Source organism: Oxalobacter vibrioformis (assembly GCF_027118995.1).
GTDB lineage: Bacteria > Pseudomonadota > Gammaproteobacteria > Burkholderiales > Burkholderiaceae_D > Oxalobacter > Oxalobacter vibrioformis.
On sequence record NZ_CP098242.1, the window covers coordinates 1,965,495 to 1,989,107 of the forward strand.

At 52.0% G+C, this 23,613-nt stretch carries 22 protein-coding genes; 18 read left to right on the forward strand and 4 right to left on the reverse strand.

Features of this window, described 5'->3' with window-relative positions:
- The first annotated feature begins 116 nt into the window (after nucleotides 1-116).
- The 13 genes from cheA to NB640_RS09760 all read left to right on the forward strand — a co-directional run bounded on the left by cheA (nucleotide 117) and on the right by NB640_RS09760 (nucleotide 16,658).
- Nucleotides 117-2,189 carry a chemotaxis protein CheA gene (cheA, locus tag NB640_RS09700; protein ID WP_269308508.1) on the forward strand — a complete coding sequence of 691 codons (2,073 nt, stop codon included), beginning with the start codon at nucleotides 117-119 and terminating at the stop codon, nucleotides 2,187-2,189.
- A 55-nt stretch (nucleotides 2,190-2,244) separates the two neighbouring features.
- Complete coding sequence (locus tag NB640_RS09705; RefSeq protein ID WP_269308509.1) at nucleotides 2,245-2,730, forward strand: chemotaxis protein CheW; 486 nt, start codon at nucleotides 2,245-2,247, stop codon at nucleotides 2,728-2,730.
- A gap of 240 nt (nucleotides 2,731-2,970) precedes the next feature.
- Nucleotides 2,971-4,227 (forward strand): EAL and HDOD domain-containing protein, encoded by a 1,257-nt coding sequence (locus tag NB640_RS09710; protein WP_269308510.1) that lies wholly within the window; start codon nucleotides 2,971-2,973, stop codon nucleotides 4,225-4,227.
- A gap of 253 nt (nucleotides 4,228-4,480) precedes the next feature.
- Nucleotides 4,481-5,539, forward strand: coding sequence for a protein-glutamate methylesterase/protein-glutamine glutaminase (locus NB640_RS09715; RefSeq protein ID WP_269308511.1), 1,059 nt, complete (start codon nucleotides 4,481-4,483; stop codon nucleotides 5,537-5,539).
- Nucleotides 5,540-5,620: 81 nt separating this feature from the next.
- Nucleotides 5,621-6,016, forward strand: coding sequence for a chemotaxis response regulator CheY (gene cheY / locus NB640_RS09720; RefSeq protein WP_269308512.1), 396 nt, complete (start codon nucleotides 5,621-5,623; stop codon nucleotides 6,014-6,016).
- A gap of 690 nt (nucleotides 6,017-6,706) precedes the next feature.
- Entirely contained in the window at nucleotides 6,707-7,885 is a 1,179-nt protein-coding gene (gene flhB, locus NB640_RS09725) for a flagellar biosynthesis protein FlhB (RefSeq protein ID WP_269308513.1), read from the forward strand.
- A complete protein-coding gene (flhA, locus tag NB640_RS09730) occupies nucleotides 7,882-9,999 on the forward strand; it encodes a flagellar biosynthesis protein FlhA (RefSeq protein WP_269308514.1) in 2,118 nt (705 codons plus the stop codon). The genes flhB and flhA overlap by 4 nt, the downstream gene beginning before the upstream one ends.
- The gene (flhF, locus tag NB640_RS09735) at nucleotides 9,996-11,405 is read left to right on the forward strand and encodes a flagellar biosynthesis protein FlhF (protein WP_269308515.1); all 1,410 of its coding nucleotides are present in this window, start codon (nucleotides 9,996-9,998) and stop codon (nucleotides 11,403-11,405) included. Before flhA ends, flhF begins: the two co-directional genes overlap by 4 nt.
- Complete coding sequence (locus tag NB640_RS09740; protein ID WP_269308516.1) at nucleotides 11,398-12,228, forward strand: MinD/ParA family ATP-binding protein; 831 nt, start codon at nucleotides 11,398-11,400, stop codon at nucleotides 12,226-12,228. The genes flhF and NB640_RS09740 overlap by 8 nt, the downstream gene beginning before the upstream one ends.
- Before the next feature lie 3 nt (nucleotides 12,229-12,231).
- Entirely contained in the window at nucleotides 12,232-12,963 is a 732-nt protein-coding gene (locus NB640_RS09745; RefSeq protein ID WP_269308517.1) for an RNA polymerase sigma factor FliA, read from the forward strand.
- Complete coding sequence (locus tag NB640_RS09750; protein WP_269308518.1) at nucleotides 12,945-13,703, forward strand: flagellar motor protein; 759 nt, start codon at nucleotides 12,945-12,947, stop codon at nucleotides 13,701-13,703. Before NB640_RS09745 ends, NB640_RS09750 begins: the two co-directional genes overlap by 19 nt.
- 50 nt (nucleotides 13,704-13,753) lie before the next feature.
- Complete coding sequence (gene motD, locus NB640_RS09755; protein WP_269308519.1) at nucleotides 13,754-14,548, forward strand: flagellar motor protein MotD; 795 nt, start codon at nucleotides 13,754-13,756, stop codon at nucleotides 14,546-14,548.
- 625 nt (nucleotides 14,549-15,173) lie between these two features.
- Nucleotides 15,174-16,658, forward strand: coding sequence for a flagellin N-terminal helical domain-containing protein (locus NB640_RS09760; RefSeq protein WP_269308520.1), 1,485 nt, complete (start codon nucleotides 15,174-15,176; stop codon nucleotides 16,656-16,658).
- 103 nt (nucleotides 16,659-16,761) lie between these two features.
- On the opposite strand, the gene NB640_RS09765 is transcribed toward NB640_RS09760, so the two are convergent.
- The 4 genes from NB640_RS09765 to flgA all read right to left on the reverse strand — a co-directional run bounded on the left by NB640_RS09765 (nucleotide 16,762) and on the right by flgA (nucleotide 19,512).
- Nucleotides 16,762-17,364: an HD domain-containing protein gene (locus NB640_RS09765; RefSeq protein ID WP_332880242.1), complete on the reverse strand. Its 603-nt coding sequence runs from the start codon at nucleotides 17,362-17,364 to the stop codon at nucleotides 16,762-16,764.
- Nucleotides 17,365-17,736: 372 nt separating this feature from the next.
- Nucleotides 17,737-18,231: a flagella synthesis protein FlgN gene (locus NB640_RS09770; RefSeq protein WP_269308521.1), complete on the reverse strand. Its 495-nt coding sequence runs from the start codon at nucleotides 18,229-18,231 to the stop codon at nucleotides 17,737-17,739.
- 3 nt (nucleotides 18,232-18,234) lie between these two features.
- Nucleotides 18,235-18,582 carry a flagellar biosynthesis anti-sigma factor FlgM gene (gene flgM, locus NB640_RS09775; RefSeq protein WP_269308522.1) on the reverse strand — a complete coding sequence of 116 codons (348 nt, stop codon included), beginning with the start codon at nucleotides 18,580-18,582 and terminating at the stop codon, nucleotides 18,235-18,237.
- A gap of 111 nt (nucleotides 18,583-18,693) precedes the next feature.
- Nucleotides 18,694-19,512 carry a flagellar basal body P-ring formation chaperone FlgA gene (gene flgA, locus NB640_RS09780; protein WP_269308523.1) on the reverse strand — a complete coding sequence of 273 codons (819 nt, stop codon included), beginning with the start codon at nucleotides 19,510-19,512 and terminating at the stop codon, nucleotides 18,694-18,696.
- A gap of 353 nt (nucleotides 19,513-19,865) precedes the next feature.
- Between flgA and flgB the strand changes: the two genes are divergently transcribed.
- The 5 genes from flgB (at nucleotide 19,866) to NB640_RS09805 (ending at nucleotide 23,609) form a co-directional block, all read left to right on the forward strand.
- Nucleotides 19,866-20,291 (forward strand): flagellar basal body rod protein FlgB, encoded by a 426-nt coding sequence (gene flgB / locus NB640_RS09785; RefSeq protein WP_269308524.1) that lies wholly within the window; start codon nucleotides 19,866-19,868, stop codon nucleotides 20,289-20,291.
- Between the two features lie 3 nt (nucleotides 20,292-20,294).
- On the forward strand, nucleotides 20,295-20,702 hold the full coding sequence (gene flgC, locus NB640_RS09790) for a flagellar basal body rod protein FlgC (protein WP_269308525.1): 408 nt from the start codon (nucleotides 20,295-20,297) through the stop codon (nucleotides 20,700-20,702).
- A gap of 39 nt (nucleotides 20,703-20,741) precedes the next feature.
- Nucleotides 20,742-21,458, forward strand: a complete 717-nt coding sequence (locus tag NB640_RS09795) for a flagellar hook assembly protein FlgD (RefSeq protein WP_269308526.1) — start codon at nucleotides 20,742-20,744, stop codon at nucleotides 21,456-21,458.
- Nucleotides 21,459-21,528: 70 nt separating this feature from the next.
- Nucleotides 21,529-22,830: a flagellar hook protein FlgE gene (gene flgE / locus NB640_RS09800; RefSeq protein WP_269308527.1), complete on the forward strand. Its 1,302-nt coding sequence runs from the start codon at nucleotides 21,529-21,531 to the stop codon at nucleotides 22,828-22,830.
- Nucleotides 22,831-22,865: 35 nt separating this feature from the next.
- Nucleotides 22,866-23,609, forward strand: coding sequence for a flagellar basal body rod protein FlgF (locus NB640_RS09805; RefSeq protein ID WP_269308528.1), 744 nt, complete (start codon nucleotides 22,866-22,868; stop codon nucleotides 23,607-23,609).
- Nucleotides 23,610-23,613: the final 4 nt, after the last annotated feature.

Genomic DNA, 23,613 nt, shown 5'->3' on the forward strand with positions numbered 1-23,613 from the left:
TGTGCTCGCATGGTGTAAAAAAAAGAGATCATGATGGGGAGTCAGTGTGCCGAAATGGTGTCAGCAGCGATTTTTAACTTTTTCGTTTTTTCGACTGAACCGAAAAGGAGTTGATCATGAATGTTGATATGAATCAGTTCTTTCAGGTGTTTTTTGATGAGACGGAGGAATTGCTTGCTGAGAAGGAAAGACTGCTTTTGGATCTGGATCTATCTGATCCGGATATGGAAGATATCGATGCGATTTTCAGGGCCGCACACTCCATTAAAGGCGGTGCAGCGACATTCGGATTGTCGGATATGTCAGAGGTGACCCATGTGATGGAGTCGCTTTTGGACCAGGTCCGCACCGGTAATATGAAGCTGACCAGCGAGCATGTGGAAGTCTTTTTGCTGGCAAAGGACGTGCTCAAGATGCTGCGTGACGGGCACCAGCATGGAACGAAAGTGGATCAGGATGCTGTTGCCGAGGTTATGCAGCGTCTGGAGGCACTTTCCCATACGTCAGGGAGTGGATCAGGCGGCAGTGGCGATAAAGCCAGGCCGAAAAAGGGCAAGTCAGCAATCAAGGAACAGACAATTTGTTATGAGATCGAACTGCCGGCCATGGAGGATGAGCAGCTTCTAGCGTTGATCGGTGAGCTTGAAACGCTGGGTGAACTGGAAAAGGAAATGACACCGGATGGCCATGCGGTACTCCGGCTGATCGGCAAGGAAACCCGGGACGATATTCTTTCCGTTTGCTCTTTTATCCTGGATCCGGATGATCTGACGATTATCGAGGAAGTCATGCCCAGCCTGGAGCATGATGAGGATGAGGAAGAAGAAGCGGACGGCCGCACCGATGATGAACGCGGTTATGGTTTTTTCGGCAACATCAAACTGCCCTACAAGCGGGAAGACAATGATGATGTCGTAAACGCCGATGAAGAGGCAAAGAAAAAGGCGGAAGCGGTAAAGGGTGCCTCTGCAAGGAAAGCATCGCGCGCTCCTTCGCAGTCAGTCGGCTCCACTTCTATCCGTGTCGGTGTGGACAAGGTGGATCAGTTGATCAACCTGGTGGGGGAGCTCGTTATCACGCAAGCCATGATTGAGCAGCAATCGAGCACACTTGATCCGATGGTATACCAGCGGATGCTGGACAGTGTCAGCCAGCTCTCGCGTAATTCGCGCGATTTGCAGCAGGCGGTGATGTCCATGCGCATGATGCCGATGGATTATGTTTTCTCGCGTTTCCCGCGCATGGTGCATGATCTTGCAGGAAAATTGGGCAAGAAGGTGGAACTGGTGACTTCCGGTGCTGCCACTGAGCTCGACAAGGGGTTGATCGAGCGTATTATTGACCCGCTGACCCATCTGGTCAGAAACAGTGTGGATCATGGTATCGAAATGCCGGATGTCCGCCACGCCAATGGCAAAAGTGATGTGGGCAAGCTTTTTCTTTCCGCTTCCCACCAGGGCGGCAATATTGTCATTGAAGTCAATGACGATGGTGCCGGGCTGAACCGGGAAAGAATCATGGAAAAGGCCCGCGAAAGAGGTTTGCCGGTATCTGACAATATGTCGGATTCTGACGTCTGGAACCTGATTTTTTCTCCAGGGTTTTCAACCGCTGATGTCGTGACTGATGTCTCCGGCCGTGGTGTCGGCATGGATGTGGTCAAGCGTAATATCACCGAAATGGGTGGTTTTGTGGATATCCGTTCTGCAAGAGGGATGGGTACCATGTTGTCAGTTTATCTGCCACTGACGCTGGCGATTTTGGATGGTATGTCGATCAGGACAGGGGACGAAATTTATATCCTGCCCCTGGGCCATGTGGTGGAATCCCTTCAGCCGGTGGAAAGCGACATCAAGGAGATCACCGGTCAGGGCAAGGTGATCAAGGTTCGCGGTGATTACCTGACATTTATGTCATTAGCGGATATTTTCAATATTGAGCCTCGTGCGACAACGCCTTCAGAAGGGATTGTGGTGATTCTGGAAGCGGACGGCAACCGTGCTGCGCTGCTGGTTGACGAGCTGGTCGGGCAGCAGCAGGTGGTTGTGAAGAATCTGGAAACGAATTACCGCAAGGTGCCGAATGTGTCGGGAGCAACCATTATGGGGGATGGCGAGGTTGCCCTGATTGTGGATGTTTCCGGCATGCTGCGGGCCATTAACCTGCATAACGATATTGGTGGATTCTAGGACGTGTTTACACGTCCTGGATTGTCGGCAAACGGGCGTTTTAGAGCGTAAAAACATGAAAGCACAACAGGAAATACAGGCAAGTGGTGATTCCAGTAAAGAAGTGCTGGCATTTCGGCTGGGTGTTGAAGAGTACGGGATCGATATCCTGACCGTACAGGAATTGCGCAGTTACGAGGTTGCCACTGAAGTGGCCAATGCGCCCACTTACCTGAAAGGGCTTTTCAATCTGCGGGGAATCATTGTGCCGATCATTGATATGCGTATCAAGTTTGGCTTGGGAGAACCGGTTTATGATGATTCTACTGTTGTCATGATTCTCAATATCGGCAGACAGGTTGTCGGCCTTGTCGTGGATGCCGTCTCCGATGTCCTGCGGCTTTCTCCTGAGCAGATCAAACCGGCACCAACAGCCGGAACCATTATCAATCCGCAGTATCTGATGGGGCTGGGGACACTGGAAAACCGCCTGATTGTCCTGCTTAATATTGCAGGCCTCATGTCTTTTGTTTGTGATCTGGATATCACACCGGCGCAATAACGTAACAGGTTGCACGCCAAAAATGTTTGTATCAGTTTTTTCCTTCATCAACATTTACACATAAAACAAAAAACCGGTTTTATTTTCCGGTAGTAAGATAGTGGGAAGTTTGCAACATGCGCTATGACAAACATCCGGATTTTTCCGGTTTTTGGCGTGATAAAACGGAGTTTGGAGACAGCTTTGGCTGCTTTTATGGTATGCTGAAATTTCCCTGTGGCAATATGATCAAGGCATCTGATGGTTTCATCTGCATCGACTACAACAGAAGATGTTTATCTGGGGCGGCAGCCAATTCTGGATCGCAATCAATCGCTTTATGCGTTTGAGCTGCTCTTTCGTGCCGGCCGGGAAAACCATGCTGATATTATTGACAATATTGCGGCAACCTCCGCCGTGATTGCGCATACGCTTTCCGAGTTCGGGATTGAAGCCGTTTTGGGCAGGTATGTTGGCTTTATCAATTGCGATGCCTCTTTTTTGCAAAGTGATGTCATCGAACTGCTTCCTCCCGACCGGATAGTGTTGGAGATTTTAGAAACAACGGTTGCGGACGAAGCGATTCTCAAACGCTGCACTGAATTGAAGCGCAAGGGGTTCAGGCTGGCGCTGGATGATTTTCAGGGGATCAATTCAAAAAACCGGGGTTTTCTCGATCTGGTTGATATTATCAAGGTAGATATCAGAGGGCTTTCACGGCAAAGGCTCAAGGACGCGATGGCCCAGATCATGAAGCGGGATGCGCTGTTTCTGGCTGAGAAAGTCGAGACAAAGGACGAATTCAATTATTGCCTGGACCTGGGTTTTAACCTGTACCAGGGGTATTTCTTTTCCAAGGCGGAAAGGGTATCCGGCAAGCGTTTTACGACAGCGCAAACGGCCATCATCCAGCTGTTGACCATGGTGCAAGGTGATTCGGATGTCAACAAGATCGTGGAAGCGTTCAAGCAGAATCCGACACTCTCTGTGGGGCTTTTGCGCCTGACCAACTCGGCATCCGTGGGATTGAGGCATGTGGTGACCTCTATCCAGAGTGCGGTCGTATTATTGGGACACAAGCAGTTGCAGCGTTGGCTGCTTTTGCTTTTGATGGCGCATGGCAGTACCAGGAAAGGGCGGCAGACAGTGCTGATTCACCAGGCGGCAGGGCGTGCCAAGTTTATGGAGCTGATGGCCTTGTCCAACAAGGCGTGGGCACCTTATTCTGAAAGTGCATTTATCACCGGTATTGTCTCGGTGATGGAGGCGCTTTTGGGTATGGAAGCGGAGACACTGGTCGAGTCACTGGGCCTCATGCCGGAAGTACGGGATGCGCTTGTGGAAAGAAAAGGGGTTTTGGGCGACTTGCTCAATCTGGTTGAGGCTATCGAGCAGGACAATACGTCAAAGGTTGCTGAGCTTGTCGGCACCAAGGTCAAGGGGGGCTATGAGCCGCTCGTTCAGGCACAGGGACAGACAATTGCCTGGGTTAACCAGATTATTGATGCGGGTATCTAGGGCGTGTTAACACGCCCTGGACAGGTTGTCTCTGCACAATATCTCGAAGTCTGGTACGGTATCAGCAGGTTTTTTGCGCAACAGATTGTTGTGCTCAGGAAATTTTTTGGCGATAATACTGACAGTGGAATGCAAATAACCCCGTTTTACCAGCGCATTTGTTGCTGGTAAAGTTACCTGGGTGAAAATGCGAGTGAATTTTAAGGCTTTTTGTGCCGGCAGATGATGATGCCGGATGAAATCGGAGTGATGCATGGCTAAGATCAAGGTGGTGATAGTGGATGATTCGGCACTGATTCGTGGTGTCATGAAGGAAATCATCAGCAGCCAGCCGGATATGGAAGTGGTGGGTGTTGCGCCTGACCCGATTATTGCACGCGATATGATCAGGCAGCTGAATCCGGATGTGATCACACTGGATGTGGAAATGCCGAAGATGGATGGCCTGGATTTTCTGGAAAGGCTGATGCGGCTTCGCCCGATACCGGTTGTCATGGTCTCGTCGCTGACTGAAAAAGGGTCTGAAATCACGATGCGTGCGCTGGAACTGGGTGCAGTTGATTTTGTAACCAAACCGAAGATTTCCATCCAGAGCGGGATGCGGGAATACACTGACCTGATCGCAGAAAAAATCCGTACCGCAGCAAAGGCTAAAGTCCGTCTGCAATCACGTTCAGCTGCACCACCGCCGCCACCGATCAGGACGACGATGATCAGTAGTGAAAAGCTGATTATCATTGGCGCGTCTACGGGGGGGACCGAGGCGATCAAGGATTTTCTCGTGCAGATGCCACCGGATGCGCCGGGTATTCTGATCGTGCAGCATATGCCGGAAGGTTTTACCACGTCGTTTGCGCAACGCTTAAATGGCCTGTGCCGGATTGAGGTAACGGAATCCAAGGGGAATGAGCGTGTGCTGCCGGGCCATGCCTATCTGGCGCCAGGACATTCTCACCTGCTGTTGCAAAGAAGCGGTGCAAACTATATGACCAAGCTGGATCAGGGACCGCCCGTGAGCCGCCATCGTCCTTCGGTGGATATCCTGTTCCGTTCAGCCGCAAAAGCGGCGGGTCCGAACGCGGTCGGGGTGATCCTGACCGGTATGGGCAAGGATGGTGCGATCGGCATGAAGGAAATGCGTGAAGCGGGGTCCCATAATTTTGCACAGGACGAAGCCAGTTGTGTGGTGTACGGTATGCCGCGTGAAGCCGTTATGGCCGGTGCTGTCCATGAACAGGCTCCATTGCGTGAATTGCCAAGAATGGTGCTTGAATTCCTGGCGAAAAACAGCACCCGTGCACTGCGTGTTTGATACGGATTGCTTGTTGCCGGGAGAAAATGTTGTACCATATGGCGGAAGTGTTATTTTACCAACCTGATCTGAGAGAGTTACATGGCTGCTGATCCCAAAATGAAGTTTCTTGTGGTGGATGATTTCTCGACGATGCGGCGCATTGTCCGTAACCTCCTGAAAGAGCTTGGATACACGAATGTGGATGAGGCTGAGGATGGCGTGCAAGCCCTGAACAAGCTCAGGAGCGATAAATTTGATTTTGTGGTTTCTGACTGGAATATGCCGAATATGGACGGCCTGGCCATGCTGAAACAGATCCGCACGGACGACGCACTGAAACATCTTCCCGTTCTGATGGTTACAGCGGAAGCCAAGAAGGAAAATATTATCGAGGCAGCCAAGGCCGGTGCCAGCGGCTATGTGGTCAAGCCGTTTACAGCGGCCACACTCGACGAAAAACTGGGCAAGATTTTTGAGAAAATGCCGCAGAAGTAATCCGCAATATCCGTGGCGAACGGATGCTGAAAACGGGCCCTTTCTTTTTTGAGAGGGAATGAACCGGCAAACAGGCTTTCTGATTTCAGAAAGCCTGTTTTTTTATGTGTGTTCCTGAAATAAGCCGTGATCTTTTTTACCCGACAGCCTGTGCTCCGGTCCATGCCGGATACAGGCTTTTTATCGTGATTTTGAGGCACCATAAATGGTTGAACATGCGATAACAGGCGCTTTCGGGTTTTCTTGTAAAGAATATATCGCCAAATCTATGTGTTGACGCTGGTGTATTGATCACTTTACTGTTTTCTTCAAAAGATATGGCCCGCCTTTTTACCGGTTGCGGGACTGAAAGTAACACAGGCCGTCTGCGAGTAACGCATCTGCTTTTTCTGCCTGTTGTTTTTATTTTAATCTATTGATTTAATATGGTTTTTTTTGTTTTCTCTCCGGTGATTTCCACCAGAGCAGCGGCGGGTTTTTATGATCTCACATGGCAGGAATCGTATGGTTTTTAAACATGATATTTTCTGCCTCATCAGACTTTCTTCTTTTTTATCAGTAAATAAGAGGGGTTTTTTCGCCTCTTTTCTTGATATGCCTGATACGCATTTCACGAAATAATGATCCGGCTATGTTGCGGGTTATTGCGCGCTATGGGAGCGGCTACGCAACAGGACGGGATTTTTTGCCATGGCAGAAGAAAGCGATCTTGAGAAAACCGAATCGGCCTCGCCCAGACGCATTGAAAAGGCGCGGGAAGAGGGCGATGTTCCCCGATCGAAGGATCTGGCGACCTGCACGATCCTGCTCGGTGGCGGACTGGCTTTCCTGATGATGGGAGGCAATCTGATTCGTGAGCTCAAGATGATGGTTTCAGGCGGGCTGACGCTGTCGCGTGAAGAAGTTTTTGACATGTCGCTTTTGCTTGAGCGCAATATCAGCCGCATTTATGAAGTCATCATTGCTTTTTCCCCGATTGCCCTGATGTTGCTGATTATTGCACTGGCGTCTCCGCTTTTGATCGGGGGCTGGCTTTTCAGTACCAAGGCACTGGAGCCGAAATTCGGGAAGTTGAATCCCTTGAACGGCCTGAAAAACATGGTGTCCATGCGTGCGCTGGTGGAGTTGATCAAGGCGGTTGGCAAAACGCTTCTTGTTGGCATTGTCGCCTGGATGGTCGTGGGTACGCAGATTGACGGCATCATGTCGCTGGGTATGCAGCCGGCAAAAGTCGGCGCAGAACATATGGGCGAGATTATTCTGGTGACTTTTCTCGCAACAGTGGGTGCCCTCGTGATTATTGCCGCGATTGATGCGCCGTACCAGATGTGGCACTACGCCAACAAGCTGAAGATGACGAAGGAAGAGGTTCGTCAGGAGCATAAGGATTCCGAAGGTAATCCGGAGATCAAGGCAAAGATTCGGCAGCAGCAGCGTGAAATGGCGAGAAAACGGATGATGGCTGAAGTGCCCAAGGCCGATGTGGTGGTAACCAACCCGACACGTTATGCTGTCGCGCTGCAGTACAAGGAAGGCTCGATGGGCGCACCGGTTGTGGTGGCCAAGGGGATGGGGCTTATTGCCGCAAGAATTCGTGAGCTGGCAGAAGAGCACAATGTGCCGATGCTGGAAGCGCCGCCCCTGGCCCGTGCGCTTTACAGCCATGCCGATCTGGAAAAAGAGATTCCCCAGGCGCTTTACACGGCGGTTGCCGAAGTGCTGGCTTATATCTACCAGTTGCGCGCATTCAAGCGTCTTGGCGGCAAACGGCCGGCCAAGCCGAAAAAGATTGATGTGCCCGCACATCTGGACCCCCATAACAACCCTCCCCAGACGGCCAGGTTGTCTGAACAAGGAGTTGCCGTATGAGGTCGCTGGCGCTGCCTTCATGGATGAGCGGACAGAATTCGCGTGCGCTTGCCGCACCTGTCCTGATTATCAGGATGCTGGCGATGATGGTGCTGCCGCTGCCGCCATTTTTGCTGGACATGTTTTTCAGCTTCAATATCGCGCTGTCAATCATTGTGCTCTTGACCAGTCTTTATACAGTCAAGCCGCTGGATTTCATGGCGTTTCCCTCCATTCTGCTGATGAGCACGATGCTGCGTCTTTCATTGAACGTGGCATCAACCCGCGTGGTACTGACAGAAGGGCATACCGGCCCTGATGCAGCGGGTAAGGTGATTGAGGCTTTCGGTCACTTTTTGATCGGGGGCAACTACACGGTGGGTGTGGTTGTGTTCGTGATTCTGACGATCATCAACTTTGTGGTCGTGACAAAAGGTGCCGGCAGGATTGCCGAGGTGGGCGCCCGTTTTGCACTGGATGCGATGCCCGGCAAGCAGATGGCGATTGATGCGGATCTGAATGCGGGCCTGATTGGTGAAAATGAAGCGCGTTCCCGTCGTAAGGAAGTGTCGCAGGAAGCGGAATTTTATGGCGCCATGGATGGTGCGAGTAAATATGTCCGCGGTGATGCGATTGCAGGCATTATCGTCACGGTGGTAAACATCCTGGGCGGCCTGTATGTCGGTGTTGTCCAGCACGATATGCTGTTTGCTGATGCAGCCAGCAACTACATGTTGCTGGCTATTGGTGACGGTCTCGTGGCCCAGATTCCTTCCCTGGTGATTTCGACAGCTTCAGGTATCGTGGTTTCCCGCGTAGCCAGTGACGAAGACGTGGGTAGCCAGATGATCATGCAGCTGTTTGAAAAGCCGCAGGTCATGTATATTTCGGCCGCGATTGTTGGTGGCATGGGCCTGATTCCGGGCATGCCGCATATTGCCTTTATCCTGCTTTCCGCGATGCTCGGTGGCGGTGCCTACCTGCTTTCAAAACGTTTGAGTGGGGAAGGGGCAATGGCGAAAACCGGTGCAGGCCCGTCAGGTGCAGTGGCGGTGGAAGGCCCGCCCTCTGTGGCGGTACCAGAGGTGGAAGAAGCCACCTGGCAGGATATCGTGCCGATTGATACACTGGGACTTGAAGTCGGTTATCGCCTGATCCCGTTGGTGGACCAGGCACAGGGTGGCGAGCTTCTCAAGCGTATCAAGGGGATCAGGAAAAAATTCGCGCAGGACATCGGTTTTCTTGCCCCATCAGTTCATATCCGTGACAACCTGGAAATGCGGCCTTCGGCCTATCGTATTCTGCTCAAAGGCGTGGAGATCGGCGGTGGCGAGGTGTTTTTGGGGCAGTTCCTTGCCATTAATCCCGGCATGGTAACCGGTACGCTGCAAGGGGCAGAGACCATTGATCCGGCGTTTGGGTTGCCTGCGATATGGATTGATGCTTCCCAGCGTGACCAGGCCCAATCCATGGGCTATACGGTTGTGGATGCCGGGACGGTGGTGGCAACGCATCTGAATCATCTGATCAACACGTATGCTTCCGAGCTCCTCGGACGCCAGGAAGTCCAGGCGCTCCTTGATCATCTGCAGAAAGAGGCCCCCAAGCTGGTCGAAAATCTTGTGCCGGATACCATTACGCTGCCAATACTGCAGAAAATTCTGCAGAATCTGCTCTCGGAAGGTGTGCATATCCGCGATATGCGCACCATTATTGAAACGATTGCAGAAAACGCAGACAGAACCAAAGATCCAACCCAACTGGCTGAGCAGATCCGGATCGCGCTGGGACGTTCGATTGTGCAGCAGATTTTCCCGACAGGCGATGAGCTGCCGGTCATTACCCTGGATGCCCGTCTTGAAAGACTTCTGCTTCAGGCCCTCTCGACAGGCGGGGCGGAAAATATGGCGATTGAGCCAGGGCTGGCTGACACGATCATGATCCAGACCCAACAGGCCGCACAGCAGCAGGAGCAGATGGGATACCCCGCCGTGCTTTTAGTGCCCGGGCCATTAAGACCGCTTCTGGCGCGTTTCCTGCGCCGCGCGGTACCGCACTTGCGGGTGCTTTCAAATAATGAATTACCAGATTCCAAAACTATCAGAGTGACTACCGTCGTAGGAGGACAGGCATGAACGTCAAAAAATTTACCGCTAACTCATCACGTGAAGTGATGCGCCTTGTGAGGGAGACGCTCGGCGAGGATGCCGTGATTCTGTCAAACAGGAACGTCAATGGTTATATCGAGATTTTAGCGGTTGCCAATGAATACATGTCGTCTCTGACAGCCCCCGTTTTTGAAAAGGAAGCCCTTGCCGCGCCGATGCCAAAAACACTGCGTCCTGCTGCTGTGCCGGTTGTTCGGGATACGGCCCCGGCGAGGTCTGGTTCTGCAGCTCAGCAGGAAAAGCTGATGGCCAATATCCGCTCCATCGCACAGGAATACCTGCCGCCTGAGCCGGTAGCTGCGCCGCCGGTCATGAAGCCTGCTGCGCCAAAGCCGGTAAAAAAAGCGGCAGCCAAGTCTGCGCCTGCCAAAAAATCCGGTGTTTCTCCTGAGGTGGTCGATACCCGCTTAAAGCATGTCATGACAGAGCTGCGCTCCATGCGGACGATGTTTGAAACGCAACTGGCAGAGATCACCTGGGGCAGCAAGCAGGAACGTGAACCACTGCGGGCTGACCTGATGCGTGAAATGCTCACGGCCGGTTTTTCTCCGGGGATGGCACGTTATCTGGTGGAAAATCTCCCGGAACAGGAAAAGGCCGATGGCGGCATGCGCTGGGTTCAGCGTGCGCTTGCCAGGAATCTGGTGACGGTTGGCAATGAAGATGACCTCCTGGACCAGGGGGGCGTTTTTGCGCTGGTTGGCCCGACCGGTGTGGGGAAAACAACGACGACAGCCAAGCTGGCAGCGCGTTTTGTGATGCGTCACGGTGCTGGAAAACTTGCATTAATTACAACAGACGGGTATCGTATCGGTGGGTTTGAACAATTACGCATTTATGGAAAAATCCTGGGCGTGATGGTGCATTCTGTCAAGGATCAGGCTGATTTGCGCATTGCGCTCGATGAGCTGAAAAACAAGCACACGGTCTTAATCGATACGGTTGGCATGAGCCAGCGCGACAGGATGGTGGCAGACCAGATTGCCATGTTGTCCAATACGGGCAAGGATGTGAAACGGCTGCTTTGCCTTTCAGCCACATCAACAGGGGAAACCTTGAATGAAGTGGTCAGTGCCTACAAGGGCAATGGCTTGGCCGGGTGCATTATGACCAAGATGGATGAGGCAGCAACGATTGGTAACTTGCTGGATGTCATCATCCGCCAGAAGCTGGCGCTTTATTATGTGGCCAATGGTCAGCGTGTGCCTGAAGATCTGGAAGTGGCGGATTCACATGCACTGATCAGACATGCTTTCAGCCTGAAGAAGCAGACCAAAGCCTATACTTTTGACGATGACGAGTTGCCGATGGTGGTTGCCCATTCGATTCAGACAATGAAGCCTGCACGTACCCGGGAGGCCGGACGTGGATAATTTTCAGTTTGACCAGGCCGAGGGATTAAGGCGTCTTCTGGGCGAGCCCCGGCAGCGCATCTATACGTTTTTGTCGACGCTGCCGCACAGAAACAAGAATCATGTCCTTTTCAATCTGGCAGCCTCCCTGTCCCGTTCCGGCAGTGCGGTGATGCTTCTGGATGCGACCTGTTCGCGTGAAGGGGTAGGCTTTTATCAGCCGCAGGAATATGCCAGTGCCACGCTGGCCCAGGTTGCGCGCAATGAATATGCCGTGGATGATGCGTTTTACCATGTGCCACAGGGTTTTGATGTGGTTCGCATGGCGGACTCCGCTGGTGAAATCGGGAAAAAGCGCTCTTTCCGCAACTGGCTGGACCTGTCTTTTGAGTCAGCGGCTGTTGACGCGGATGTGGTGCTGATTGACTCGCTTCTGGATAAGGAAAACGGGTTTTCCCTGACGGCGATGGAAAGCAGTTCGTTGATTTTACTCATAGAGGATACGGAAAGATCAATCAAGGACGCCTATATGCTGATCAAGCGTATGGCTGGTCATTTTGGACGCATGCCGTTTGGTGTGCTAGTATCAGGAAGTGGAGAAAACCGCTCGCAGGCAGTTTTCCGCAATATGGCACAGACAGCCGCACATTACCTGGGTGTTCAGCTGTATTCCATGGGTTATGTGCCGAAGGATGATCACATGGCACGGGCAGCCAGCCTGGGCCGTTCTGTTGTTGATGCTTTCCCGATGGCGCTGTCGTCATTTGCATTCAGACGCATTGCGGGTGCGTTTTCTGATATTGGACCTTCTCAACAGAATGTGTATGAAATGGCTGGTGCATGACGCATGTACAACATACAGGGTAAATCTGACAGAAACGAACTTCTGATTCAGCATGCGCCCCTGGTAAAAAAGCTGGCGCATATGATGAGGGCGAGACTGCCTCCCAGTGTGGAGGTGGATGACCTTATTCAGTCAGGCATGATTGGTCTTTTGGATGCTGCCAGCCGTTATGAGGAGGTGCATGGCGCCCAGTTCGAGACCTACGCGATGCAGCGCATCCGCGGCGCCATGCTCGATGAACTTCGCAGCAATGACTGGATGCCGCGCGGCATGCGCCAGAACATGCGCAAGGTCGAAGATGCCATCCGTACCCTGCAACAGCGCCTGGGCCGCTCGCCCAATGAGTCGGAGGTGGCCAAGCAGCTGAACCTTTCCGTCAAGGCATACCAGGATCTGCTCTTTGATGGTGCAGGTCACCAGCTGGTTTATTACGAAGATTTCTTTGATTCGGAGTCAAGTGAGCACTTCCTTGACCGGCACGCGACTGACGTGGCAGAAGACCCGCTACAGATGCTCATGGACAGTGGTTTCAGACACGCGGTAATTGATGCGATTGATGCACTGCCTGAGCGGGAAAAGCTGTTGATGGGCCTGTATTATGAGCAGGAAATGAATCTCAAGGAGATCGGGGCAATCATGGGCGTCACGGAATCGCGTGTCAGCCAGTTGCACAGTCAGGCAATTGCACGCATGCGTGTCAGGTTAAAGGAGCTTATGTGGACTGGGGAAGCATAGTCGGTATTATCCTCGGTGTTGGCGGCATTGTTGCCGGTCAGGTCATCGAAGGCGGTCATATCACTTCGCTTTTGCAGCCGGCTGCATTTGTGATTGTTTTTGTCGGCACGCTCGGTGCGGTTGTTTTGCAGTCGGGTTTTCCTGTTTTCTGGCGCGGTGTGAAGCTGGTCAGGATCGTTTTTTTTCCGCCCGAAGATGATTACCCACAGATGCAGACAGATATCGGACGCTGGAGCCTGATCGCCTGGCGTGATGGGACACTGGCACTGGAAGGCCAGATCAACCAGGCAAAACATCCTTTTGTCCGTGCAGGGCTTCGTTATGTGGTCGATAATGTGGACCCGATGAAGCTGAGAAATCTTCTGGAAGCTGAAATCCAGGTTTACGAAGAAAACGAAAAGCTGCCTATCCGTATCTGGGAAGCGGCTGGCGGCTACGCACCGACGATTGGTATTTTGGGTGCGGTGCTGGGGCTGATCCATGTGATGGAGAATCTTTCCGACCCGGGACGTCTGGGGAGCGGTATTGCCGTGGCATTTGTTGCCACGATTTACGGTGTGGGTCTTGCCAACCTGGTCTTCCTCCCGATCAGTAACCGCTTAAAGGCATGGCTTAATCGTGAGGTGACCAAGCGTGAAATGCTGCTGGAAGCCTTTTTCGGCATGCTGATGGGCGAGCATCCCCGCATGGTTTCCGAGCGGATGGCGATTTTTCTGCCCAAACGGGAAGGAAAAAAATAGATCAGGCTTTTTGACCGGCCTGTCTGAAGCAACATTGTCAGGAAATGCGCATGGCAAGAAAAAAACGCGAAGAGGAAAGTGACAATCATGAAAGGTGGCTGGTCTCCTACGCCGACTTTATTACCCTGCTTTTTGCGTTTTTTGTGGTGATGTATGCCATCTCTTCTGTCAATGAAAACAAGTATCGTGAATTGACCCAGTCTATTGGCTCGGCTTTTGGCGTCAAGGTTGTGCCAACGGTTATTAACGAGAATCCGCCTGTCTCCATTGTGCCTCCCGCTATTACCCGTCCTTTGCGGAAAAAGGCCACAACCAATACGGAAATCAGAAAAGAGCGCGAAAAGATGACCGGGATCGGGCGTGACCTGATGAAGGTACTGTCTCCGCTGATTAATGAGGGCAAGGTGAAGGTCATACAAAGCGCGCGCGGCGTCAATGTGGAAATCAATGCCAGTGTCCTGTTTGCGCCTGCCGAGGCTCGTCTTTCGCGGCAGTCTGAGGAGGTGTTACGGGCGGTTGCCCAGATCCTGAAAGATGAGCCAAATGATATCCAGGTAGAAGGGTTTACGGATAATATGCCAATCAGTTCGGCACAGTATCCTTCCAACTGGGAGCTTTCTTCTGCCAGGGCGAGCAGTGTGGTGCGGCTTTTTGTTGATCAGGGTATCGCCGGGGAGCGGATGGTGGCAATCGGACGTAGCGCCAATAGCCCGATTGATGATAATGCGACTTCTGATGGACGTTCGCGCAACAGAAGGGTGGCGCTGACGGTTTTATCCAATATTCCGGAGGCAGTGACAGAGGTGCCGGTATCGGTTAGCGAAAATAATACGGCAGGGCACTGATTCATCCAGCGCTTACCTGTCTTGAAGGGACGGCATATGCCGCCCCTTTTTGTTTGCCTGAATGTCATATTCCTCTGTCGGGGTAGTGTTTTCCCGCATTCAAATCCAGGAAATAAGGGGTAAAAGCCGTTCAATTCATCGAATTGGCACCATCCCCGGTGGATGAAAAAAAGCGAAAAAGCGGCGATTTATGGTTTATCCTGAAAAAAACATCACATTCAAAACGATGATAAAAAGGCAAAACACCACGCTTATCGGCGTTTTGAATCGGGTGTGTCAAACAGGTTGAATTTGTTTTAGTATATTGATTTAATTAAATATATTTGCCTTGTTTCCTTGCTTGAAAAAAATCTTCGCCCACCCTAAAGTTTTCCGGAAAAATGCCGCCTAGAGCGCGAATTGCACAAGGCGTTTCCATCGCCATTTCGACCCGCCTCAAATTAAACCTTTCACCACCCCCTCCGTTAACAGGACAACAGCGGTCGGCTTTGAATACCCGCAGCGGTCGGTTCAAAAAACAAGGAACACACCAATGCAACGTAAAGACCTTATTTGCAAAGCCCACCAATGAAAAGGCGAAATCAGGCGCCTTAACCATAGCGAAAGATTTACAGGAGAGTAGGTTATGCCTCAGATTATCAATACCAACATGATGTCGCTGAATTCACAGCGACACTTGAATGCCACACAGTCAGCCCTTTCCCAGGCCATGGAACGCCTGTCCTCAGGCAAGCGCATTAACAGCGCCAAGGACGATGCAGCCGGTTTAGGCATCTCGGAAAGAATGACCTCCCAGATCAACGGCATGAACCAGGCAATCAGAAATGCCCGTGACGGCATCTCGCTTGGCCAGACAGCCGAAGGTGCACTTTCCACCATGAATGACATGCTCCAGCGTGTAAGGGTGCTGGCAGTACAGTCCTCCAACGCGACCAACTCCCCGGCAGACCGCCAGGCCCTTCAGGATGAAGTCGGGCAACTGGTGTCAGAGCTGAACCGGATAGCGGAAGTGACGACCTTTAACGGCCAGAATCTCCTTAACGGGACGATGGGCACGCAGTACTTCCAGGTAGGCCCGAACGCCAATGAGGTGATCAGCGCCAATGGCACGAACTTCATGACAACGACTTATGGCAATTATCGCCGGGAAAATGATACACCGGCTCCCATGGATGTTAATGCAACGCCAAAAACAACAGGAAGTGTGAATATTACGGGATATCTTGGGAAGGCAACGGTAACGACAACACCGGCAGATACCGCGCGGACAATTGCAGAAAAGGTCAATCTGACCTCTGGTGATACCGGTGTGAATGCAACGGCCAAGACGACGGCATTTATCAGCGATCTTGATAATGATGGGACCTATGCTTTCAAGCTGAAATCAAATAATGCTCAGGATGTCATTGTGTCTTTTGCGATCGGCAAGGATAATACGCTGGGGGATGCCTATGCGGCCGCAGTGAACTCCATCAATGCCCAGGCAGCAAAAACCGGTGTTACGGCAGAATACTATATTGCCGATGACGCTGGCACACCAAAGCATGGCATTCGCCTGACTAACCCGAATGGCAATGACATCAACCTCGTCACTGACGTTATGACAGGAGCACCGGAACTTGCCAGTTTCAAGAATGATGGAACGATTATGGGCAGTTTTCCGATACCTGCTGCTACGAATACTTTTGGTGCAACGGCTTTCGGAAAAGTCACCATTGATTCCCCAAACAGCTTTGTGGTGCAAAAAGGCACACCGGATCCCTTAGAATATCCCATGGATGGGACGGGCGTACTGATGCCGGTCTCCACCATGGATGTGTCGACCTTTGACGAGGCACAGAAAACGCTTGCCATAGTAGACTCCGCCCTTGTGCATATTGTTGGTGAAATGGCCCGCTACGGCGCGCTCCAGGCCCGCTTTGAGTCAACCATCTCCAACCTGGAAGTGACAGCTGAAAATACGACCAACTCCCGAAGCCGTATCACGGATGCGGACTATGCCCAGGAAACAGCAGCACTTTCAAGGGCATCCATCCTGCAGCAGGCCGGTACTTCGATGCTTGCGCAGGCTAACCAGATACCACAGACAGTTTTAGGTCTTCTCCAGTAATCTCCTGTATAAACTGGAATATCCCGCCAGCCTGATTCCCTGGCGGGGGGCACAAAAGGCACCATCAACGGTGCCTTTTGTGCGTGTAAGGATCGTTGATACGTTACAGGCTATTTTTATCGGCGTGCACGGCCGTATCTGCATCGATCAGTGCGCGGATTTCAGCAAAGAGGGGATCATTGCTGGTGTATTGGCTGCCGTGGGTCAGGTTGAAGCGGTAATCAAAGTCCGGCGGATTGGTGCCCTGGTTATGCTGAATGAGCGTTTCTATCTTGTCGAGCGCCTTGACGGCACGTGCTTCAGGTGATGACGCCTCTTCGTATTCTTCCCACAAAGAGAAGAGCGCTTTCTGAAGAAATGCTGGCAGCGGAGAAAGCAGGGTGAGCAGGTCTTGCTTTTCCTGTTCGGATTTGTTGCTGTCTGCCGTTTGTGCGATGGCAGGGATGTCGCCGCTGATGGCTTCCCCCAGATCATGCACGATGCAGAGTTGCAGTACTTTTGCGAAATCCAGGTGGGCAAGGCGGTCTTCCAGGGCAAGTGCCAGAAGGCAGAGCCGCCATGAGTGCTCTGCCGTGCTTTCCTGGCGGCCCGATGAAGTATGTGCGCTACGCAGGACATTTTTAAGCTGTTCGGCTTCACGGATAAAAGCCAGGCGCTTCGGGATGTCTTTCTGTTTTATGCAAAAGAGGATGATGTTGCTGTCGATTGGCTCAGCTTATCATTGCCTGTTCCTGGTGGCAATGCGTGAAATCCGGCGGCAGGCTGAAACGCTTGGGGACAGATATTTGTCGAAATGACAAGAGATTGCTATAATGAAAAGCGATACCTCTTTTATATAACACGATGGCGGCTCTCCGTTCCCGCCTGCTCAAAAAACATCTGCTCAATGTTTGCTGTATAAAGGGGGTATCACCCTACTTTGACCGCCTTTACCGGCGGTTTTCGTTTTTTTGGAGGTTTCGAGGGAGGTCTTTTTGGTGTGTGTCTGCCTTTTTATACTGCCCTGCCCACAAAAAGGCATGGCTGCCTTAGGGATTGGCAGCCATTAATCTGGTTTACCGAAAAAGGGGTTGATAAATCAGCCGGTAATGACACTCCGAACCGGAGTTGCTGCAAGACGGCTTGGTTGGCCATCCGGGCCATACATGCCGGCATTCGGCTGGCTATTGCTGTGGAGAATGGAAAGCGCCTGCTGGTTTCGGGCCATGTGAGAAGAGATTAACATGCCGTTCAGACGGTTTAACTCCTTGGCGGACTGGGTGAGTGAGACAAGCTCGCCCCAGTTTTTCTCAATGCTGATGGTATCAGGTTGATCTTTACCGTTTTCAATCCATGCGTTCATGCCTGCCAGGTTAGCCTCAAATCCGGCTTTTTTCAGGCATTCATGGCGACCCCGGGTATGCTGCGTCAATTGCGCAACCAAAGCCGCTTTTTGGGCAACCAGTGGCTCGAGTTCATCGATACTGGCTGACAGCAGACGATTCTGCTCTTCCTGCAGGATATCGATCAGCTCGTGCGCCGCCACGACTTCCTTGTTCAGGTAGCTTGTCATTTCTGCATGTATTGCATTCATTTCTTATTCCCTGGGTTTCTGGATCAATTCACTCACGGTTTTAAGAAGCCCATCGGCGACTTTTTCTGTGTCGATCTGAAAATGGCCACTGGAAATGGCTGCCTTGATCTCGTCGACTTTTTTCGCATCAAAGACTGCGGTGTCGCCAACCTGCTCCATCACACTTTGCAGTTGTGAAGAAAGGCTGACATTAACAGCTGAGTCTATGCTGCCGGAACCGGAGGCGCCAGATGTGGCATGTGACCTCGCAGAACCGCCGGCTTGCGTCGCCCCGGTATTCGCTGTCTGCCTTTGTTTGACATCGGTTGTCGATGTCGAGGCAGCTTTTTTCATTGAGTCATCTATTTTCACAACGGTTTCCTTTTCAGACTGGTTTTCATTATGGCTCTACACCATTATCGGTATTCCAGCCTGAAACTTTAGTTTGTTGCGCATTTATATTTGTTTTTTTATCGCTTTTTTTTAAAAATTCACCTCAATTATGCCATTTTCCTTTGCAATTCCTCTAATAATGGCGCCATTTGGCATCTTTGCCTTGGCCACCTGGCCTTCGCTGGCGCTGTTGATGGCGTAACCCTCGCCTGATATAGAAAACCCCTGCCCCTGGCTGATGATGCGGACGCTCTGGCCCTGCTGTATGGCTTTAGGCGCTCGCAATTGCTCGGCCCAGATAGCGGCTCCGGGCTGCATGGAGCGGACAACCGTGCGCCCTGCCGCATGTTCCTTGCTCGTCAGAACGCCCGGGCGCATGGCGGTAACATCGCCTGTGACCAGCGTGAGGTCGCTTTCCCGGATAACGTGGCCTTGCGGCAGGACCCTGGCCGCGACCAGGTAGGCGGTATGGATTTTGACGTGTGCCTTGACCATAATCCGCCAGGCTTCCGGGCCTTCACAGCGGATGGCAACGGTGGTTTTTCCCCAGATTCTGGCACCCTGGGACTGGTATGCAACCAGATTCGGGCAGGCCGGAAGCTTAAGCCTGTTGTCCAAAGGGGTGATGGCGATTTCGGTCTTTCCGGGCAGGTCTTTTGTTTTTTCGATCAGGAATTGCTCGGCAAGCAGGCCCAGCTCATCCAGGCTCTGGCTTTGTGGCGTGTTTTGTGGGGCGACGGCATATGCTGCCTGTGTTTGGGCAGGGGTGAGCGAGGCCGTCTGCAAGGCAGCCGATTGCGCAAAAGCGCTGCCTGCCGTCGTGGCAAGCAGCAATAAAAGGGCTTTTGTCAGGTTTTTTCTTCTCAACACAGGCAAGCCATATTGGGTCGGGTTTATGACAGAGACCATGGTAGCGTGCCTGATGAAAAGTTAAGCCGAGAATAGGGGGTGTTTTGGGAGTCTTTTTGGGTGATTGGAAAAAAGTGTTGCCTGTAAGATAGATTCATGTCATTGCCCCCATTGCCCGGATGGCTCCTTTTTAGACTCTTTTTTTTCGGGCAGGGGCTTATGGCCTGCTAACACCAAACCATCTGCTGTAAAGCCGTTAGGTTCCAAATGGCGGTGTTGCAGTGAAAAATCTGAATTTGATGGTGTTTACACCATCTGCATCCAGATTGTCCACTGCGCCTTGCCCTTTGAAACATAACAACTTTTCGCGACGACAGTTTGGCGTTAACAGGCCCCAGTTTCAGGAGTGTGAAATGGCTGGAAAACTTGATGAATTGCTGGGTTTTCATGAGGCGGCGCTGAGGGTGCGTTCCCAGCGCCAGCAGGTGCTGGCATCCAATATTGCCAATGCCGATACACCGAATTACCACGCCCGGGACATTGATTTCAAGGCGGCACTGCAGGTGGCGCTTGGACAGGCAAAGCCCGGTGAAAACCGGCTTTCCCTGACGGATTCGGAACATAAGCCCGAAGCCGGTATCGGTGGGGAAGCGGGGGTGGATATGGTGGCCGGTGTGCCGCTTTTGTATCGCAAAATGCACCAGGGCAGTGTGGATAACAATACGGTGGATATGGATGTGGAACGCAACCAGTTTGCCGACAATGCCTTGCGCTATGAGGCCGGCATTTCCATTATCAGCAACCAGATCAAGAATCTGCTTGCCGTGATTGCGGGGTGATTTATGTCTTTATTCAAGATTTTCAATGTTTCCGGATCTGGCATGAGTGCACAAAGCCAGCGCCTGAATGTGGTGGCATCCAATATTGCCAATGCTGACAGCGCAACGAGCGCAACAGGGCAACCGTACCGTGCCAAACAGGTTGTCTTCCAACCTGTTAGACTGGATGAATCGCATGCGTCAACCGGCGTGAAAGTGGAAATGGTGGTTGAGGATGCCTCGGAGCCGAAACTGATTTATGACCCGAAACACCCGGCAGCCAATGAGCAAGGCTATGTCGCTCTGCCAAATGTCAATCTGGCGGAGGAAATGGTGAACATGCTGTCCGCTTCCCGTTCCTACCAGTCCAATGTGGAAACGATGAATGCGGCAAAAACCATGCTTTTAAAAACCCTGACGATCGGCCAGTAATAACCAGGGTAAAAGAAATCATTCGAACGGAGGTACAACATGGCAGTAAATAATATCGATGATGCGCTGTTGAATTCGGTGAATACACGGAATGTGAACTCATCGACCAAGAGCGCAGCCCAGGAAACGGAAGACCGCTTTCTGAAACTGCTGATTGCGCAGATGCAGAACCAGGATCCATTAAACCCGATGGAAAACGCCGAGGTGACCAGCCAGATGGCGCAGCTTTCCACGGTAACGGGTATTACCCAGTTAAATGAGACGCTGAGTGCATTGATGACAAGCCTGTCATCCAACCAGACGCTGGAAGCGGCTGCCATGATTGGCCACGGCGTGCTGGTGAGTGGTGATTCGATGGTGCTGTCCAAGGCGGATGATATAACGAATGAGGATGGAACAACCACGACAGGCCAGTCACTGGCGATCTTTGGTGTGGATCTGGAATCCAGTGCCACCAGTGTCACGGTCAATATCTACAATGAAAAAGGCGCCCTGATTAAAACCATGAATATCGGGGCGGCTGATGCCGGTGTGATCCCGGTTTCATGGGATGGCTCAACGAATGATGGCGATACGGCACTGCCGGGCAAATACACCTTTACGGTGGAAGCCGCTTCCGGTAGCCAGTCGGTCAAGGCCAATCCGCTTGCCTTTGGCGAGGTACTGAGCGTGACAAAGGGGGCAGACAACAGTGTGCTCCTGAATGTGCTGACGGTTGGTTCTGTGAAGCTGTCTGACATTCGCCAGATTCTTTAATTAATACTATTCCTATATAGCTGAATCACTATATAGAAAGAACTAACAAGCAGTTTGACAGGAGATAACAATGGGTTTCCAACAAGGTTTGAGCGGCCTTAAAGCAGCATCCACTTCACTGGATGTAATTGGTAATAACGTGGCCAATGCCAGTACCGTGGGCTTCAAGCAGGGGCAGGCACAGTTTTCCGATATTTATTCGATGACCATGCATACCGCAGCGTCTAACCAGGTGGGTATCGGCGTATCGGTCATGCGGGTACAGCAGCAGTTTACCCAGGGTAATGTGACGCCTTCGGCCAATTCACTGGACCTGGCGATTAATGGCAATGGTTTTTTCCGTTTTCAGGATGAACTGGGTTCCGTCCTTTACTCCCGTAACGGTCAGTTGGAGCTGACCAAGGAAGGCTACCTGGTCAATGGTGCCAATCACAAGTTGACGGGCTTTCCGGTAGATCCGAATACGGGACTGGTGGCATCCGGCGCAGCGACTGTCATCCAGTTGTCAACAGAATATATTGAGCCGAAAATCACCAGTCAGGTCACGTCACTTCTGAATTTTGATTCACGTGAGGATGTTATTGATCAGACAACACACCCATTCGATGTGAATGACCCGCTCAGCTACAATGATGCCACTGCGATTGATGTGTATGACAGTCTGGGTAATATGCATGTTTTGCAGACTTTTTATGTCCGAACCACTGACACCATGCCGTCTACGTGGGCGGTATATGCTTATGCAGACGGGCTTTATATTGGCGATACTGCTGGTGTGGCTGATCCGAATCCGGGTGTGGTGAATCCGATTGGATATTTGCGGTTTAATGATTATGGTCAGCCTCAGGATGCCTATGCCAGTGATGGCTCGACTTTATTGCCCGGTTTTCAACTGTCGGTTGAAATTCCTGCTATGGCTGGTGCAGCTGATTTTGACTTTACCATTGATTACACAGGCACCACCCAATACGGCTCAAATTTTGCCGTGAATGATAACCAGCAGGATGGCTATGCTTCCGGGCGTCTCACCGGCTTTACAGTGGATCCTTATGGCAATGTGCTGGGCCGTTATTCGAATGGTGAAGCGAAAGTCCTGGCACAGGTTTGCCTGGTGGCTTTCCGCAATCCGAATGGACTTAATCCCGTTGGTGACAATGAGTGGGTTGAGACGCTGGAGTCCGGCGCGCCGATTATCGGTTCGCCGCTGACGGCATCGCTTGGCCAGATCAATGACTATTCGATTGAGGAATCCAATGTGGATCTGACAGAAGAGCTCGTTGACATGATTGTGGCGCAGCGGGTGTACCAGGCCAATGCGCAGACCATCAAGACGCAGGATGCGATCCTGCAGACCCTGGTGAGCATGAGGTAATAAGGACTGACGGAAATAATTAGGGGAACAGGGATATGGACCGGCTGCTATACACGGCAATGACAGGGGCGATTCACACGATGAACCAGCAGGCGACAACGTCGCACAACCTGGCAAACGTGACCACCACGGGCTTTCGGGCCCAGGTGGATTCTTTCCGTGCCGTGCCGGTTATCAGTGAAGGATCGCCTACCCGGGATTTTGTGGTCGATGCCGAAGTCGGCACTGATTTTCGCCTGGGTGCGATCCAGCAGACTGGCCGTATCCTTGATGTGGCCCTGATTAATGAGGGCTGGCTGGTGATTGATATGCCGGATGGCTCGGAAAGCTATACGCGCCACGGCAGCCTGGTGACAACGCCACAGGGTCTCCTCCAGACGCGGGAAGGTTATAACGTCAAGGGACTGGAAGGGCCGATTGTCCTGCCGACTGATATTCCGTACACGATTGAAACGGATGGAACGATATCGGCAATGGATGACACGACCACTCCCAGGACGGTCATGGTGATCGGGCAGCTGCGGCTGGTCAATCCTCCCCAGGACCAGCTGGTGCGCGGCACTGATGGTTATTTCCGGATGAAGGACGGGACGCTTCCGGCCTTTGATCCGGGGGTCAAGCTGGTCAATGGGTCACTGGAAGCCAGTAATGTCAATCCGGCTGAGACGCTGGTGAATATTATCAGCCTGGCGCGGCAGTTTGAATTGCAGATGAACATGATCAAGCATGCGGATGAAAATGCAAGCCGCGCTATCGGTATTCTCACGCTGAACGGCTGATGAT

Excerpts from the sequence above, each read along its gene's own strand:
- cheY (WP_269308512.1), top strand. The coding sequence starts at position 5,621 with ATGGCTGCTGATCCCAAAATGAAGTTTCTTGTGGTGGATGATTTCTCG.
- NB640_RS09795 (WP_269308526.1), top strand. The coding sequence starts at position 20,742 with ATGGCAGTAAATAATATCGATGATGCGCTGTTGAATTCGGTGAATACA.
- flhB (WP_269308513.1), top strand. The coding sequence starts at position 6,707 with ATGGCAGAAGAAAGCGATCTTGAGAAAACCGAATCGGCCTCGCCCAGA.
- flgE (WP_269308527.1), top strand. The coding sequence starts at position 21,529 with ATGGGTTTCCAACAAGGTTTGAGCGGCCTTAAAGCAGCATCCACTTCA.
- NB640_RS09745 (WP_269308517.1), top strand. The coding sequence starts at position 12,232 with ATGTACAACATACAGGGTAAATCTGACAGAAACGAACTTCTGATTCAG.
- NB640_RS09805 (WP_269308528.1), top strand. The coding sequence starts at position 22,866 with ATGGACCGGCTGCTATACACGGCAATGACAGGGGCGATTCACACGATG.
- flhF (WP_269308515.1), top strand. The coding sequence starts at position 9,996 with ATGAACGTCAAAAAATTTACCGCTAACTCATCACGTGAAGTGATGCGC.
- NB640_RS09760 (WP_269308520.1), top strand. The coding sequence starts at position 15,174 with ATGCCTCAGATTATCAATACCAACATGATGTCGCTGAATTCACAGCGA.
- flhA (WP_269308514.1), top strand. The coding sequence starts at position 7,882 with ATGAGGTCGCTGGCGCTGCCTTCATGGATGAGCGGACAGAATTCGCGT.
- flgC (WP_269308525.1), top strand. The coding sequence starts at position 20,295 with ATGTCTTTATTCAAGATTTTCAATGTTTCCGGATCTGGCATGAGTGCA.
- NB640_RS09705 (WP_269308509.1), top strand. The coding sequence starts at position 2,245 with ATGAAAGCACAACAGGAAATACAGGCAAGTGGTGATTCCAGTAAAGAA.
- cheA (WP_269308508.1), top strand. The coding sequence starts at position 117 with ATGAATGTTGATATGAATCAGTTCTTTCAGGTGTTTTTTGATGAGACG.
- motD (WP_269308519.1), top strand. The coding sequence starts at position 13,754 with ATGGCAAGAAAAAAACGCGAAGAGGAAAGTGACAATCATGAAAGGTGG.
- NB640_RS09715 (WP_269308511.1), top strand. The coding sequence starts at position 4,481 with ATGGCTAAGATCAAGGTGGTGATAGTGGATGATTCGGCACTGATTCGT.
- flgA (WP_269308523.1), bottom strand. The coding sequence starts at position 19,512 with ATGGTCTCTGTCATAAACCCGACCCAATATGGCTTGCCTGTGTTGAGA.
- flgB (WP_269308524.1), top strand. The coding sequence starts at position 19,866 with ATGGCTGGAAAACTTGATGAATTGCTGGGTTTTCATGAGGCGGCGCTG.
- NB640_RS09710 (WP_269308510.1), top strand. The coding sequence starts at position 2,971 with ATGGTTTCATCTGCATCGACTACAACAGAAGATGTTTATCTGGGGCGG.
- NB640_RS09770 (WP_269308521.1), bottom strand. The coding sequence starts at position 18,231 with ATGAATGCAATACATGCAGAAATGACAAGCTACCTGAACAAGGAAGTC.